14 protein-coding genes and 1 pseudogene are annotated in these 13452 nt (G+C 68.9%); 8 read left to right on the top strand and 7 right to left on the bottom strand.

Going from position 1 to position 13452, the window contains the following annotated elements; translation table 11 throughout:
- Positions 1-45 precede the first annotated feature (45 nt).
- The 4 genes from ABZ906_RS07030 to ABZ906_RS07045 all read right to left on the bottom strand — a co-directional run bounded on the left by ABZ906_RS07030 (position 46) and on the right by ABZ906_RS07045 (position 3311).
- On the bottom strand, positions 46-702 hold the full coding sequence (locus tag ABZ906_RS07030; RefSeq protein WP_361196539.1) for a fasciclin domain-containing protein: 657 nt from the start codon (positions 700-702) through the stop codon (positions 46-48).
- Between the two features lie 101 nt (positions 703-803).
- Entirely contained in the window at positions 804-2537 is a 1734-nt protein-coding gene (locus ABZ906_RS07035; RefSeq protein ID WP_361378463.1) for a molybdopterin-dependent oxidoreductase, read from the bottom strand.
- A 203-nt stretch (positions 2538-2740) separates the two neighbouring features.
- The gene (locus ABZ906_RS07040) at positions 2741-2878 is read right to left on the bottom strand and encodes a hypothetical protein (RefSeq protein ID WP_361378466.1); all 138 of its coding nucleotides are present in this window, start codon (positions 2876-2878) and stop codon (positions 2741-2743) included.
- Positions 2871-3311 carry an SMI1/KNR4 family protein gene (locus tag ABZ906_RS07045; protein WP_361378469.1) on the bottom strand — a complete coding sequence of 147 codons (441 nt, stop codon included), beginning with the start codon at positions 3309-3311 and terminating at the stop codon, positions 2871-2873. Before ABZ906_RS07045 ends, ABZ906_RS07040 begins: the two co-directional genes overlap by 8 nt.
- Before the next feature lie 318 nt (positions 3312-3629).
- Here ABZ906_RS07045 and ABZ906_RS07050 point away from each other — a divergent pair, with 318 nt between their 5' ends.
- From ABZ906_RS07050 to ABZ906_RS07075, 6 genes and pseudogenes are all read left to right on the top strand, one after another.
- Positions 3630-4391, top strand: coding sequence for an anti-sigma factor (locus ABZ906_RS07050; protein WP_361378472.1), 762 nt, complete (start codon positions 3630-3632; stop codon positions 4389-4391).
- 240 nt (positions 4392-4631) lie between these two features.
- The gene (locus ABZ906_RS07055; RefSeq protein ID WP_361378475.1) at positions 4632-5210 is read left to right on the top strand and encodes a fasciclin domain-containing protein; all 579 of its coding nucleotides are present in this window, start codon (positions 4632-4634) and stop codon (positions 5208-5210) included.
- A gap of 161 nt (positions 5211-5371) precedes the next feature.
- Positions 5372-5578 (top strand): annotated as a pseudogene (locus ABZ906_RS07060) (helix-turn-helix transcriptional regulator); the annotation flags it as partial.
- Positions 5579-5683: 105 nt separating this feature from the next.
- Complete coding sequence (locus ABZ906_RS07065; RefSeq protein WP_361381480.1) at positions 5684-5821, top strand: hypothetical protein; 138 nt, start codon at positions 5684-5686, stop codon at positions 5819-5821.
- A gap of 232 nt (positions 5822-6053) precedes the next feature.
- Complete coding sequence (locus tag ABZ906_RS07070; RefSeq protein WP_361196526.1) at positions 6054-6632, top strand: phosphoesterase; 579 nt, start codon at positions 6054-6056, stop codon at positions 6630-6632.
- Complete coding sequence (locus ABZ906_RS07075; protein ID WP_361378478.1) at positions 6629-8194, top strand: alkaline phosphatase D family protein; 1566 nt, start codon at positions 6629-6631, stop codon at positions 8192-8194. The genes ABZ906_RS07070 and ABZ906_RS07075 overlap by 4 nt, the downstream gene beginning before the upstream one ends.
- Before the next feature lie 61 nt (positions 8195-8255).
- On the opposite strand, the gene pip is transcribed toward ABZ906_RS07075, so the two are convergent.
- On the bottom strand, positions 8256-9215 hold the full coding sequence (gene pip, locus ABZ906_RS07080) for a prolyl aminopeptidase (protein ID WP_361378481.1): 960 nt from the start codon (positions 9213-9215) through the stop codon (positions 8256-8258).
- 196 nt (positions 9216-9411) lie between these two features.
- Here pip and ABZ906_RS07085 point away from each other — a divergent pair, with 196 nt between their 5' ends.
- On the top strand, positions 9412-9759 hold the full coding sequence (locus ABZ906_RS07085; protein WP_361196518.1) for an STAS domain-containing protein: 348 nt from the start codon (positions 9412-9414) through the stop codon (positions 9757-9759).
- Between the two features lie 43 nt (positions 9760-9802).
- Here ABZ906_RS07085 and ABZ906_RS07090 read toward each other — a convergent pair whose 3' ends face one another.
- Together ABZ906_RS07090 and ABZ906_RS07095 are read right to left on the bottom strand one after the other, a co-directional pair.
- Complete coding sequence (locus ABZ906_RS07090) at positions 9803-10426, bottom strand: hypothetical protein (protein WP_361378484.1); 624 nt, start codon at positions 10424-10426, stop codon at positions 9803-9805.
- 136 nt (positions 10427-10562) lie between these two features.
- Complete coding sequence (locus ABZ906_RS07095; RefSeq protein WP_361378487.1) at positions 10563-12281, bottom strand: glycoside hydrolase family 18 protein; 1719 nt, start codon at positions 12279-12281, stop codon at positions 10563-10565.
- A 353-nt stretch (positions 12282-12634) separates the two neighbouring features.
- Between ABZ906_RS07095 and ABZ906_RS07100 the strand changes: the two genes are divergently transcribed.
- Complete coding sequence (locus ABZ906_RS07100; protein ID WP_361378490.1) at positions 12635-13447, top strand: SAM-dependent methyltransferase; 813 nt, start codon at positions 12635-12637, stop codon at positions 13445-13447.
- The last annotated feature ends 5 nt before the right edge of the window (positions 13448-13452 follow it).

The following is a 13452-nucleotide window of genomic DNA, read 5'->3' on the forward strand; positions in this document are numbered from 1 at the left end:
AAGGGGCCCACCGCGTCCGGTGGGCCCCTTCGCCGTCGCCGCATGTCACATCTTGGGCATGAGGACGGTGTCGATGATGTGGACGTTGGCGTTGGCGGTCTTGACGTTGCCGCAGACCACCTTGGCGGAGTCGTTGACCTTGTAGGACTCGCCCGAACCGGCGGTGGTGAGCTTGGACTTCTCCAGCGTCTCGTAGGAGCCCTTCTCCAGGTCCTTGGGCGCGAGCTTCTGGCCCACCACGTGGTACGTGAGGACCTTGGTCAGCATGGCCTTGTCGCCCAGGACCTTGTCCAGATCGGCCTTCGGGATCTTCGCGAAGGCGTCGTTGGTGGGCGCGAACACCGTGATGTTCTTGGCGTTGTTCAGGGTGTCCACCAGGCCGGCCTTCTTGACCGCGGTGACCAGCGTGGACAGCTCGGGGTTGTTCGACGCGGCGGTGGCGACCGGGTCCTTCGCCATCCCGTCGAAGCTGCCCTTGCCGTCCTTGGGCACCGACGCACAGCCCGGGCCGAACGGCTCGTCCATGGTGCCGGTGTCCTTGGAGGGGCTGTCGCTGGCCTTGTCCGAGGAGGCGGACGACTTGGAGTCCGACGCCTTGTCCTTGCCCTCGTCACTGGAGCAGGCCGTCAGAGCCAACGGCAGCATCGCCGCCGCGGCGAGAACGAGGGCTCCACGGTGAGTACGGCGGGTGAGGGTGTTCATTTCTACTCCTTGGTTGGTTTCAGGCAGGAAGGATTCGCGCGGTGCGGCGAGGGAGGGGCAGAGTTCGCCGTTCCCCCATCGCCGGGCGGCTCTGGGCCGGGTCAGTCCACGGTGATCACCACCGAGTGCCAGCCGCTCGCACCGTCGGGGATCGTGCGGGTGCGCTTCTGGGTCTGGGTCTCGCCCGTGCGGTCGGTGGCCCGCACGGTGAGCGTGTGACCTCCTGAGGTGGCCTTCCACGGGAAGGACCACTGCCGCCAGGTGTCGCGGGTGTCCTCGGCGGCCAGGTCAGCCTGCTGCCAGGCGCCGTCGTCCACGCGTACCTCGACCTTGTCGATGCCCCGGTGCTGGGCCCAGGCCACCCCGGCGACCATCACCGTGCTGCCAGCCTTGGGCCGGGCGAAGGGCTTGGGCGTGTCGATCCGGGACTGGGTCTTGATCGGCGCCTTGCGGGCCCAGTCACGCTTCACCCAGTAGGGGTCGTAGTCGTCGAACGTGGTCAGCTCGATGTCCTCGATCCACTTGCAGGCGGAGACGAAGCCATACAGGCCGGGGACCACCATGCGTACCGGGAAGCCGTGCGCGAAGGGCAGCGGCTGCCCGTTCATGCCCAGCGCGAGCAGCGCGTCCCGGCCGTCCATCACGTCCTCGACCGGGCTGCCGATGGTCATGCCGTCCACCGACCGGGCGACCAACTGGTCCGCGGGCCCGCCCTTGGAAGGCGGCTTCACGCCGCACTGCTCCAGGAGGTCGGCCAGGCGCACGCCGATCCAGCGGGCGTTGCCCACGTACGGGCCGCCCACCTCGTTCGAGACGCAGGCCAGGGTGATGTTCCGTTCGATCAGCGGCATGCGCAGCAGTTCCGCGAAGCTCACGGTCTTCTCACGGGCGACGCCCTTGCCGTGGATCCGCAGCCGCCACGAGGTCGCATCGACCTTCGGCACCACCAGCGCGGTGTCGACCCGGTAGAAGTCCTGATTGGACGTCATGAACGGGCTGACGTCCTTGACGCGCAGCGCGGCGCCCTTGGGGGTGGGCGGGGCCGCAGACTCCGGGGCGGGGAGCTTGATCCGGTTGCGGGAAGCTATGGCGTCCTGGCCGCCCGCGCCGTTCAGGGAGCGGCCGAGCAGGCCGACCCCGGTCGACGCGGCTGCCGCGGCCGTGGCGGCGACGATGAAACCCCGCCGGTCCCAGCCCGCCTCCCCGTCGGGAGACGGAGTTGCGTTGGGAGACGGAGTTGCGTCGGGAGACGTCGTCGCGCCCTTCGCGGGCGCCGCCTCGTCCGCCTGGTCGCGCGCCTGGACGGGCCTCTGGTCGGCCGTCTGGTCGGGCTCTTGCGGCTCCTGCGCGCGAGCCGAACGCTTGCCGTGCTGCAGGCGCCCTACGAGGTAGTAGAGGAGTCCCGCTCCCACCACGGCGCCGGCCACCGAGGGCAGTGCGTCTGTGGCGCTCGTGGAGTCGGGACGGCTGGTCGCGGCGAAGGCCCCGACCACCCCGAACAGGAGGACTCCGGCCGAGCCGACGCGCCGGTAGCGGGTGGCGAGCGCACCGAGTGCGATCGCGAGAAGGGTGAGTACGGCAAGGATGCCGAGCTGCAGGACGAGTTTGTCGTTCGTCCCGAACTGGCGGATCGCCCAGTCCTTCACCGCGGCCGGTGTCCGGTCGATGGCCGCCCCGCCCACCGCGATCACGGGACTGGATTCGGCACGAACAGCGACAGACACGAGTTCCGCCGTCGCCAGCGCGGAATATCCCGCCAGCAGACCGCTCAATGCGCCGAGCGCGCCGAGCCGCCACACGGCCGTGCGTCTCGTTTTCTTCGCTTCTTTGCTCACACCGGCTATCCGGAGCGGAGCCGGTGTGCGGATTGGCCATCCACTCATTTGGCGGAGAAAAATTCCGCGACCAATCCGGAAGGTGTGCGGGTACGAATTCCTTGTCCCGCCGCAGCCAAGTAGGCGACAGATAACGGGAGAAGCCGCCCAATCAAGACATCAGGCTCGCACCTCATTGCTCACGGGCGGGGAGCACCTTTGCTTCACGACCAGACGAGCCGCCCTTCGGCGACCTCGCACACCGGATGGCTTCCATCGATGATCTTCGTCAGCGTCTGCGCCACGGAGTCGAAGTAGTGGGCCAGTGATGCGTACTCGCCCGTGACCGTGATCTCACCCACGAACCACCTGCCGATACGACCGTCCCGCACGTCGATGAACTTGCCCGCCCAGCCGTCCTGGTCCGACAGGAACGGAATCCACTCGTTGCGCCAGAACGGATTGTCCGGCCGGTCCGGGGGGTCGAATCCACCGGAACATGGAGCGGTTCGCGTAGAGCTGCTCCATCGCCCGGATGCCCAGGAAGAAGCTGCCCTCATCCGGGAATCCGGCGAATCCGCAGCAGGCCACCTCGTCGTCGGCATCTTCCTCGGGAAGGTCCAGGTTGTTCTGCAGGAGCCATGCCCGCAGATCTTGCGGGAGAGGGATACCCATCCGCTCCTCGGCGTCCGCGAGCATCTGTTCCGTGGCGGGCCCGGGCAGATCCGCGTGGTCGGCCGGGGCGTGCTGCCGAAGAAGACTCATCACGCGGGACCAGCTCTCCACCGCACTCATTCCCCACTGCCTTCCTTGCACGGATGCCCCGGACAACCGCGCCACTGCGGGGGGGGGGTTCCGTTCGAAGTTTCGAAGTAGGAATGCTACGTCGAGCGAGCCTCCTGCCCCACGGCCGCCTGGCACCTTCCGGCGCGAAGGGCAGGACCGGCCGCCGGTCGTCCGGGACACCTTGATGAGCGTGATCGGTCCGGCACCAATCCGCACGGCGCCATGCAACGAATTGCTACCGCCACCCCCATCGACCTGCTCAAGTGCGCCTCCCCGCGCGACCCCTGGGCCCGAAGTCTCCGGACGCACTCACGAAGGCAGGCCGGTATGAGCTTGACCAACCCTCACACTCTGGCCGCGGCATACGCACTCCACGCCCTGGGACCCGATGAGCGCGCGCGGTTCGAGGAGCATCTCGTCTTATGCACGGACTGCCGTCAGGAAGTGGCGGAGTTCGACGCCACGGCCTGCCGTCTGGCACGTGCCGCCGACGTCGTCGTGTCCCCGCGCCCCGCACTCAAGCTGTCCGTCCTCCGGGACATCACCGGCGTCCGGCAGCAGTCGCCGCGCTCCGTGCGCGCGGCATTCGGCACGGTGTTGCCGGGGAGCAGCCGACCGCGCCGGTTCATGCTGGCAGCCTGCGTGGCCGCCGCGACCCTGGGTGGTGTCGCGACCTGGCAGTACCAGGAAGCCCAACAGGTCCGCGAGCAGGCAAGCCACGCCCGGGCCGATGCCGACCAGGTGGCAGCGGTACTTGCCGCCGGCGACGCACGGACCCACGCCGGATCCTTGCCCGGGGGCGCCCGCGGGGTCGTCGTGACGTCGGCAGGCCTGAACCGCGCGGTCTTTACCGCCTCCGGCCTCGACGTACCGCCCGGGGGCAAGGTCTACGAGCTCTGGTTCGACGACGACGGCGTCATGCGCCCCGCGGGATTCCTCGGCAGGGGCAGGAACCATCAGCTCGCCCTCATGAACGGAACGATCGGCCGGGCCACCGGCATGGCCATCACCATCGAGCCCGCAGACGGCTCGCGGACGCCGACCCTGCCACCGATAGGTCTGATCAGCTTTCCCGTTCGATCTGCCTGACGAAAAGGCCGGACGGCGAACACTCGGCACTCGGCAAACGACCCACAGTAATTATGTGCATGTTCAAATATACTTTTCTGCCGATCGCGCCAATCCGAATCCCATTCCGCCGCGAATTACCTGTGTCTACGGGATGAGCCGGTTCTCCGACTCTCTTCGGGGAAGAGTCCTCACCGGCCTCCGACGACGTTCGTGCAGGAGCAATCCGAGCACTCGCCTCGTCCCGAGGAGGGACCGATCATGACCACCCGAAGCATGATCCACACAGCCGCCCTTTCCGCTGCGGCGATCGCCCTGCCCATTTCCCTTGGGTTCCTCGCCCCATCGGCTCACGCCACCGACAGCGAGCCCTTCGGATCCGCGTGTTCGTCGGTTCCCAAAGAGGGCGCAGGCAGCCTCGACGGCATGGCCAAGGACCCGGTCGCCACCGCCGCCTCGAACAACCCGGCGCTGTCGACACTGGTGACCGCGGTCAAGAAGGCGGGCCTGGTCGACACCCTGAACAACGCGAAGGACATCACCGTCTTCGCCCCGACCAACGACGCCTTCAAGAAGATTCCGAAGGCCGACCTGAACAAGGTCCTGGCCGACAAGGAACAGCTCACCAAGCTCCTCACCTACCACGTGGTGGGCGAGAAGGTCGCGCCGAGCCAGCTGTCCATGGGGTCCTTCAAGACCATGGAGGGCAGCAAGCTCACCACCGACGGTTCCGGCGAGTCGTACAAGGTGAACGACACGTCCAACATCGTCTGCGGCAACGTCAAGACCGCCAACGCCACGGTGTACATCATCGACAGCGTCCTCATGCCGCCCAAGTAGTCGGCAACCGGTGAGGGTCCGGGCTGTGGCTCAGGGATGCTGCCACAGCCCGGGCGCGTGGCTCCGAGGGGCCGCGCCAAGGGGCCACACGGGGGAACTTGCGCGCTCCCCCGTACGCATTCCTCTTGCCGGATTGTCGTACGGCCATGAACACCACTTACATGACCACGGGTCCACGCCCAGCCACTCCTCCCCACCAGGTCCTCCTGCCCCCGGCCTGCGATCGCCGTCGCCTGCGCGAGCAGTGGGGGCTGACTCCGCATCAGGTCGCCGCGGCATTCGGCGTGACGGTGATGACCGTGCAGTCCTGGGAAGCGGGTCGAACCTCACCCCGGGGTGAACGACGCCGGGCCTACGCTCAGTTCCTCCAGGGCCTGGGCCAGGGAATGAGCGTTACGCAGCGCACCCCACGCAGCCGCATCCGGAAGCCCGGCACAACGACGGTCGTAGCGATGCGACCAGGTGCCGCACCCATGGCAAGCGGCCGACCCGTACTGCGTGCGTACGATCCCGTGTCGCCGCGACGCGTGCGCAGGCTGCGCCTCGCCGCCGCGGGCATCGGCCTGTGGAGCGTCTTCGTGCACCTGATGGTGACTGTCCCGATCGCCTGAACCTCCGGACCCCTGCAGCCGGCTCGCACTGCCGCCGGCTCACTCTGCCGCAGCGGTGTGAGCGCGGCCGGAGTGTGCCACCCGCCGCCCGCCCACCGCCTGTCCGCGGGCCGCGGGCCGCGGGCCGCGGCGCGTGGGTACGGCGGTAACAGAATTCGCCGGAATGCTTCTCATGGTTCACGCGGGGCTGGTGGGCTGACCGCGCTCAACTCACCGATCACAGGAGGCGTGCGTGAATCTCGTCGTCAACGGCGACGCTGAGAGCGGGTCCGGCGGTAGCGCCGATCCCGTCTCGAAGGTCCGCGGCTGGAAGGTCACCCAGGGAGCCCCGGCGCTCATCGCCTACAGTCTCGGCGGCGGCTACCCGACCCCGTCGGACCCCGGCCCGGCCCGCCGCGGCAGCCGCTTCTTCTCGGGCGGCAACAGCCCGCGCACCGCGCTGGTGCAGGACATCGACCTGCCCCGGGGCGGTGCGACCGGACGCCGCGCCGTCGACGCGGGAAAGGTCCGCTACACGCTGGCCGGCTGGCTCGGCGGCTTCGCAGGACAGGAGGACGGCGCGCGCCTCTCCGTGGAGTTCCGCGACGCCAAGGGCACCCCGGTCGCCCTCAGCGTCCTCGGCCCCGTCGGCGCGGCCGACCGACAGGGCAAGACCGGCCTTCTGGAGCGCACGGCCGAGGCCGCCGTGCCGCCCACGGCCCGCTCGGCGCGGGTCCTGCTCGTCTTCACGCGCAGCGGCGGTGGCACCTCCAACGACGGCTACGCGGACGCCCTTTCCCTCACCCTCAGCATCACCGGAGACCGCCGATGACCGTCAACCGACGTGACCTGCTCAAGTCCGCCGCGGCCGCCGGTGCGCTCAGCCTCGCCTGGCCGCTGGCCACGGGCCTCACCCCGGCGCAGGCCCGCGAGGCCGCCGAGAAGCTGGGGGCCGAGTACGACCCCGCCCCCTTCACCCTCGGCGTTGCATCCGGCGATCCGCAGCCGCACTCCGTGGTGCTGTGGACCAGACTCGCCCCCGAACCGCTCGCCGCCGAGCAGAGACTTCCCGAGGTCGTCGAGGTCGAGTGGGTCGTCGCCAAGGACGCCCGGCTGCGCCGCGTCGTCGCCCGCGGTACGGCACCGGCGTCCGCGACGCTCGGCCACAGCGTGCACGTCCCGGTCAGCGGCCTCGCGCCGGGCCGGCACTACTGGTACGCGTTCAAGGCACTCGGAAAGACAAGCCGCATCGGGCGTACGAAGACCGCGCCGCGCGGCCGCGTCTCCAAGGTCACCTTCGCGGCCGCCAACTGCCAGGCGTTCCACGACGGTTTCTACGCCGCCCATCGCGGCATCGCCCGCGAGAACGTCGACTTCGTGATGCACCTCGGCGACTACATCTACGAGCACGGCCAGGTCGGCGGGGTGCCCGAGCAGCATGTGCGGGACCACGACGGCCCGGAGATCCTCACGCTCGCCGACTACCGCAAACGGCACGCCCTGTACAAGGGCGATAAATCGCTGCGCGAGGCGCACGCCGCCCACCCGTGGTTCCTGACCTGGGACGATCACGAGGTCGTCAATGACTACAGCGGCACCGGCGGCGGCGCCCCGTTCATGCGGCGCCGCGCGGCCGCCTACCAGGCGTGGTTCGAGCACATGCCGCACCGCGACTCCTTCGGCGGGTCCGCGCTGCCCGACCCGGAGATCCACCGGGTGCGGCGCTGGGGCGACCAGCTGGAGCTCGCCGTACTCGACCTGCGCTCCTACCGCTCGGCGCAGAACCTGCCCGACGGCACCATCCTGGGCACCGAGCAGAAGGCGTGGCTGAAGAAGACCGTCGACCGCGCCCCCGACGCCTGGCACGTATGGGCGAACTCGATCATGCTGAGCCAGCTCCGGGGCCGTCCCGGCGGCTCGTACATGTTCACCGACCAGTGGGACGGCTTCCTCGCCGAACGCAAGGAGGTCCTCGGGCACGTGCACGACAGCGGTCTCGAGGACCTGGTCGTGATCACCGGTGACTGGCACTCGGCGTTCGTCGACGACATCCGCACCGACTTCGACGAGCCGGAATCCCCTTTGCTGGGAACGGAGTTCACCGCGCACTCGGTGACCTCCGGCGCGTACTCCGCGGACTGGAACGCGGCCAACGGCCCCCTGATGGGCAAGGCCAATCCGCATCTGAAGTACTTCGAGGGCAACCGGTATGGCTACGACGTGTACGAGGTGACGCCAGAGCGGTTCAGCGCGCACATGCGGGTCGTCGGTGACCGCCGGGACCCGCGCTCGCCCGTCAGCACGCTGACGACGTTCCATGTGGACCGGGGCACGGCCGGGTCCTACGAGGACGACGCCACCAAGGGGTCGCCCGCCCAGTACCGCAGGGACTGACACCGGGCTGCGGTGTGCCCCGGCCCGGAGACGGGCCGGGGCACGTCGTCGGGTCAGTCGGTCAGCCCTCGCCGAACCGATCGAGCGCCTCAAGGATCGCGTCCCGCATCGCGGGGCTGCCCGTATGCCCCGACTCGTCGATCACCTTCAGCTCCGCGTCCGGCCATGCCCGGGCCAGCTCCCACGCGGTCTTCAGCGGGCTGCCCAGGTCGAGCCGGCCGTGGACGAGCACCGCCGGGATACCGGCCAGCCGGTCCGCGTCGCGCAGGAGTTGTCCGTCCTCGATCCACGCGTCGTGGGCGAAGTAGTGCGCGCAGATCCGGACGAACGCCATCAACGCGTCGTCGGGCCGGTCGCTGTACGCGCCGGGCTTACCCAGTGCCTCATGGGCGATGACGGCGTCTTCCCACGCGCACCAGTCCCGCGCGGCTTTGGTCCGGACCTCCTCGTCCGGGCTGTTCACGAGCCGGTTGTAGGCGGCCACGAGGTTGCCGCCGCGATCCGCCTCCGGCAGCGCGTCACGGAACGCTTCCCAGGCACCGGGCAACAGGCGCCCGACGCCGTGGTAGAGCCAGTCGGTCTCCTCGGGCCGGGTCATGGTGACGCCGGCGATGACGATCTCGGAGACCCGTTCGGGATAGCGCTCGGCATAGGCGAGGATCAGCGTCGAGCCCCAGGAACCGCCGTAGAGCAGCCAGCGCTCGATGCCCAGGTGCTCGCGCAGCCGCTCCATGTCGGCGATCAGGTGGTCGGTGGTGTTGTGATCGAGGCTGACCGCCGGGTCGGAAGCGTGCGGGCGGCTCTCACCGCAGCCGCGTTGATCGAACAGGACGATCCGGTAGACCTCGGGGTCGAACAGCTGACGGCTGCCACGGCGGCCCCCGCTGCCGGGGCCTCCGTGCACGCACAGGGCCGCCTTCCCCTCGGGGTTGCCGCTGGTCTCCCAGTAGATCCGGTTGCCGTCGCCGACGTCGAGAAGGCCGTGCGCATAGGGATCGACGGGCGGGAACGGCCGGGCCATGGGGTCTCCTCATGAGGGCGCGACGAACAACTCTGCGAGGTTAGCCGGTCGCCTGATCGGGAGATTTCGGGCTTCCGGCCGAGTCCTGCGCATGGGAGAGACCAGACAGGATCAAGTAGCCGCGGCGGTGGGCAGAGATGAAGAAACGAATACCCTATTTCCACGTGCTCGGACCCCGCACGTCAGGAGTTGCCGCATGCCCAGCAGCGTTGGCCGTCCCCAGCTCTCCCTGGAGCAGCACGCGAGAGACGGTGCCTGGGTCGTGATCGTCAGGGGCGAGGTGGACGCGGGCAGCATCTCCCCGCTGCAGCGGGCGACGCGGGCCGCGGCTGCCGCAGTACCCACGCTCGTACTGGACTTCGGCGCGGTGACCTTCGCGGATTCCTCCGCGCTGAACCTGCTCGTCGCCCTCCACCACAGCACCACCCTGCGCGTCGCCGCCCCGCAACCCCAGCTCCAGTACCTGCTGAGCATCACCGGCGCGGACCAGGTCCTGAACATCTACCCGACTACGGACCACGCCTGCGCAGCCACGCCCCGATGACGCCGGGGCCCTCGGCCGGCCAGAGCCCGGCTCTCCAGCGGGGCTACTTCACGCTCCACCGCAAAGGCTCTTTGTAATACCCCTGGGAGTAGGTGACCTTGTCCACTTTGGCCCCTTCGGGGACGAGGTACGGGTCGCAGACGTCGCGCTCCTCGCCCTTCTTCCACACGTCCTCGGTCCCGAGTTCTTTGACGCCGTTCAGGAGGTGGCAGTCCTTCGGCGTGCTGCTGAGGGCGCCGATGAGGATGAACTTCGTGCCCGGGCCCGAGGCGGTCTCCACGTTGACGTCGCTCATCACCGGTGGAGGCTCTTTGAGCGCGTCGCCTCCGGTATGGCGGGCGTTGACGTAGACCCACACGACCTTCTTGCCCGCGTACTTGTCGGGCTCGTCGAGTTCGTCAAGATCCTCCGGCTTGCCCTCAACGACCTTCGTCGGCGTGAACACGAACTTGGCGCTCTTCTTGTAACTGGAAATCTCCTGCTCCGGGCCCGGCTGACCGAGACGCAGCTTCTTCGGAGCCTGAGAGGCACTGGGGGCGGCGTCCTTCGCGGAGTCGCCCGTGGAGGGGTAGCACGCGGTGAGGGTGCAGGCCGTGGCCGCGCCGACGGCTATCAGCCCGAGGCGCCGGCCAAGGCGGGCGCTGTGGCGATTCTGTGAGTGAGACATACGACGGTACTTTAAGTTGATCACCCCGCTCCGCAGAAACAGCCCGCGGCGCCGGACAGATGCCGTGTAATCCGCCCGGCGGGACGGGACGGGCCGTGGTCGGCCTGGCCGTCCCGCCGGGTTGGTCGTTCGCTCGCTACGGAAGGCTGTGCACCTTGGGGCCGACCGAGTTCGACCATGTGCTGCCCGCCGTGGCGTCCCAGTTCGTGGACCATGTCATGGCGCCGCGCAGCGACGGGTAGGTCTTCGACGGCTTGAAGGAGCCGCAGCCGGTGCCGCGGGTCAGGCAGTCCAGGGCGTTGTTCACGACCGAGGGGGCGACGTAACCGCTGCCCGCGCCGCGCGTCGACGCCGGGACGCCGATGCCGACCTGCGACGGGTCGAGGCCGCCCTCCAGCTGGATGCAGGCCAGTGCGGTCAGGAAGTCCACGCTGCCCTGGCTGTAGACCTTGCCGTCACAGCCCAGCATCGAACCGCTGTTGTAGTACTGCATGTTGACGACCGTGAGGATGTCCTTCACGTTCAGCGCCGTCTGGAAGTAACCGCCCGATGTGGACTGCATGTCGATGGTCTGCGGGGCCATCGTCAGCACCATCTTCGGGCCCGCCTTGGCGGAGAGCTGGCGCAGCGCCTTGCTCATGTAGGTGGGGTTGAGGCCGTTCTCCAGGTCGATGTCGACGCCGCTGAACCCGTACTCCTGCATCAGCGCGTAGGCGCTGTTGGCGAACGCGGTCGCGGAGGCATCGCTGTTGACGGAGATGGTGCCCTTCTCGCCGCCGACCGAGAGGATCACGGACTTGCCCGCGGCCTTCTTCGCGGCGATGTCCGCCTTGAAGTCGGCGGTGGAGGCGTAGCCGACGGCCGGGTCGAGGTTGAAGGTGATCTGGCCGGGCGTGGTGGTGGCGTCGGCGAAGGAGACGGCGATGATGTCGTACTGCGAGGACACGTCCCGCAGCTTCTGGACGGTCGCGCCGTTGTCGAAGTTCTGCCAGTAGCCGGTCAGCGCGTGCTTGGGCACGGTGCCGCCGTCTCCGCCGCCGCCCTTGGCGGTGCGCGCGGACACGGTCGTCGACTTGGCGGATTCACCCGCCGCGTTCGATGCGCTCACCTGGAAGCTGTAGGCGGTGTCCGGCGTGAGACCGGTGACGGTCGTGGCGGCGCCGCCGACCGAGGCGACCTTGGTGCCGTCGCGGTAGACGGTGTATCCGGTGGCCGTGGACACCGGGGTCCAGGACAGGTCGATCGAGGTGGACGTCGCCGTGCCCGCGGCGAGGCCCGTCGGTACGGCGGGTATCTCCACCGGGTCGGTGCCGCCGCCTCCGTCGGGCCCGAGGACGCTCACGTCGTCCGCGTAGTACGCGCTCTGTCCGTACCAGCCGTGCGTGTAGACGGTGACCGACGTGGTGTTCGCGCCGGTGGTGAAGCTGGTGGAGAGCTGCTGCCAGGACGAGGTGCCCGGCGTCCAGGTCGACACGTCGGTGGTGCCGGTGCCGCGGGCGCCGAGGTAGGCGTAGGAGCCCTGCACCCAACTGCTGAGCTTGTACGTCGAGTTGGGCTTCACCTTGACGATCTGGGAACACTCGGCGTTGTTCTGGCCCGAGGGGGTGGCCTTGAGCGCCTTCGTGCCGCCGTGCACGGGGGATGTCACGGCGGCACCGCTGTTGGCGGCGCAGGTCCAGTTGCTCAGGTCCGACTCGAACCCGGCGTTCTTGGCGACATTGACGTCCGCCGCCGCGGCCGCCGACTGCGCGGGCGCGGCGAGCGCGGTGACGGCGAGCGCGGCGGCCGCACCGACGGCGAGCGCCGCGCCGAATCTCCGGCGAACGCCGGGTCTACCCTTACGTACACGGTCCACGGAATGCCTCCAGGGAGAAGCGAAGGACGAAGGTGAGAGCCGGTGGCCACCGCTACTGAGCGCAAAGCTGGTCCAGACCAATCGGGTTGTCAAGACCTCTGGCGAAACCTGCCCTCCGCGAAACGGACGGAGGCCGCCGCGGAGTTGGGCCGGGACGGCTTCGTGGAGCACCTCCGCCCGGTCATCTCCTCGCCCCCTCCCCCTCGGAAACTCCCAATCCCCGGACGCCGTGATCTACGTACATCACAATGGCCAGCAATCCGCCGCAGCCGCGGCGGCCGCTCGTCCAGCACATCGCGTGCACGCGACACCTGCCTGGAACACCTCGCGGGTGAACGAGGAAAGGGGAAGACGTGAGTGAGAGCCGGCTCCCGTCGGATGTGTCGGGCAGACTGAACACCTCGGTCGCGCACAACGCACGCGTGTGGAACTACTGGATCGGCGGGAAAGACAACTACGAGGTCGACCAGCGAGTGGGCGAGCAGGTCGCCACGATGTTCCCGGTGATCCGGGACGTGGCGCGCGCCGACCGTCAGTTCCTCCGTCGCACGGTCCGATTCCTGACGGCCGACTGTGCGATACGGCAGTTCCTGGACATCGGAACCGGCCTGCCGACCCTCGACAACACCCACGAGATCGCCCAGGGCATCGCTCCCGATTCCCGGATCGTCTATGTCGACAACGACCCCACCGTGCTGGTCCACGCCCGCGCCCTGCTGACCGGCACCGCCCGGGGGGCCACCGACTACATCGACACCGATGTCCGCGACCCGGACGGTGTCATGGAGGGCGCGTCGGCGACCCTCGACCTCGATCGACCCGTCGCGGTCATGATGCTGGGCATCCTCAACTTCGTCCTCGACACGGGCGAGGCACGGGACATCGTGCGCCGGATCATGACCTCGGTCCCTTCCGGCAGCTATCTCGTCCTGACACACCCCACCACCGACACCGACCTGGGCGGCGAGGGCAACGTCGAGGCCATGCAGTTCTGGAACGAGAACGCCACCCCGCCGATCACCGCCCGCAGCCGCGCGGAGATCAGCTCCTTCTTCGACGGCCTGGACGTCGTCGCCCCCGGCCTGGTGTCGTGCTCTCAATGGCGCACCGAGCCCGGCTCCGATTCCGTGCTCCCGCAGTTCGGCGCGCTTGCCCGCAAACCCTGACCCGC

The sequence above is a fragment of the Streptomyces sp. NPDC046925 genome, assembly GCF_040644915.1.
Classification (GTDB): domain Bacteria; phylum Actinomycetota; class Actinomycetes; order Streptomycetales; family Streptomycetaceae; genus Streptomyces.

Bases quoted from the DNA above. Each gene is read 5' to 3' on its own strand.
- ABZ906_RS07065 (WP_361381480.1), top strand. From the start codon at position 5,684: ATGGCAAGCGGCCGACCCGTACTGCGTGCGTACGATCCCGTGTCGCCG.
- ABZ906_RS07050 (WP_361378472.1), top strand. From the start codon at position 3,630: ATGAGCTTGACCAACCCTCACACTCTGGCCGCGGCATACGCACTCCAC.
- ABZ906_RS07090 (WP_361378484.1), bottom strand. From the start codon at position 10,426: ATGTCTCACTCACAGAATCGCCACAGCGCCCGCCTTGGCCGGCGCCTC.
- pip (WP_361378481.1), bottom strand. From the start codon at position 9,215: ATGGCCCGGCCGTTCCCGCCCGTCGATCCCTATGCGCACGGCCTTCTC.
- ABZ906_RS07030 (WP_361196539.1), bottom strand. From the start codon at position 702: ATGAACACCCTCACCCGCCGTACTCACCGTGGAGCCCTCGTTCTCGCC.
- ABZ906_RS07045 (WP_361378469.1), bottom strand. From the start codon at position 3,311: ATGAGTGCGGTGGAGAGCTGGTCCCGCGTGATGAGTCTTCTTCGGCAG.
- ABZ906_RS07075 (WP_361378478.1), top strand. From the start codon at position 6,629: ATGACCGTCAACCGACGTGACCTGCTCAAGTCCGCCGCGGCCGCCGGT.
- ABZ906_RS07055 (WP_361378475.1), top strand. From the start codon at position 4,632: ATGACCACCCGAAGCATGATCCACACAGCCGCCCTTTCCGCTGCGGCG.
- ABZ906_RS07085 (WP_361196518.1), top strand. From the start codon at position 9,412: ATGCCCAGCAGCGTTGGCCGTCCCCAGCTCTCCCTGGAGCAGCACGCG.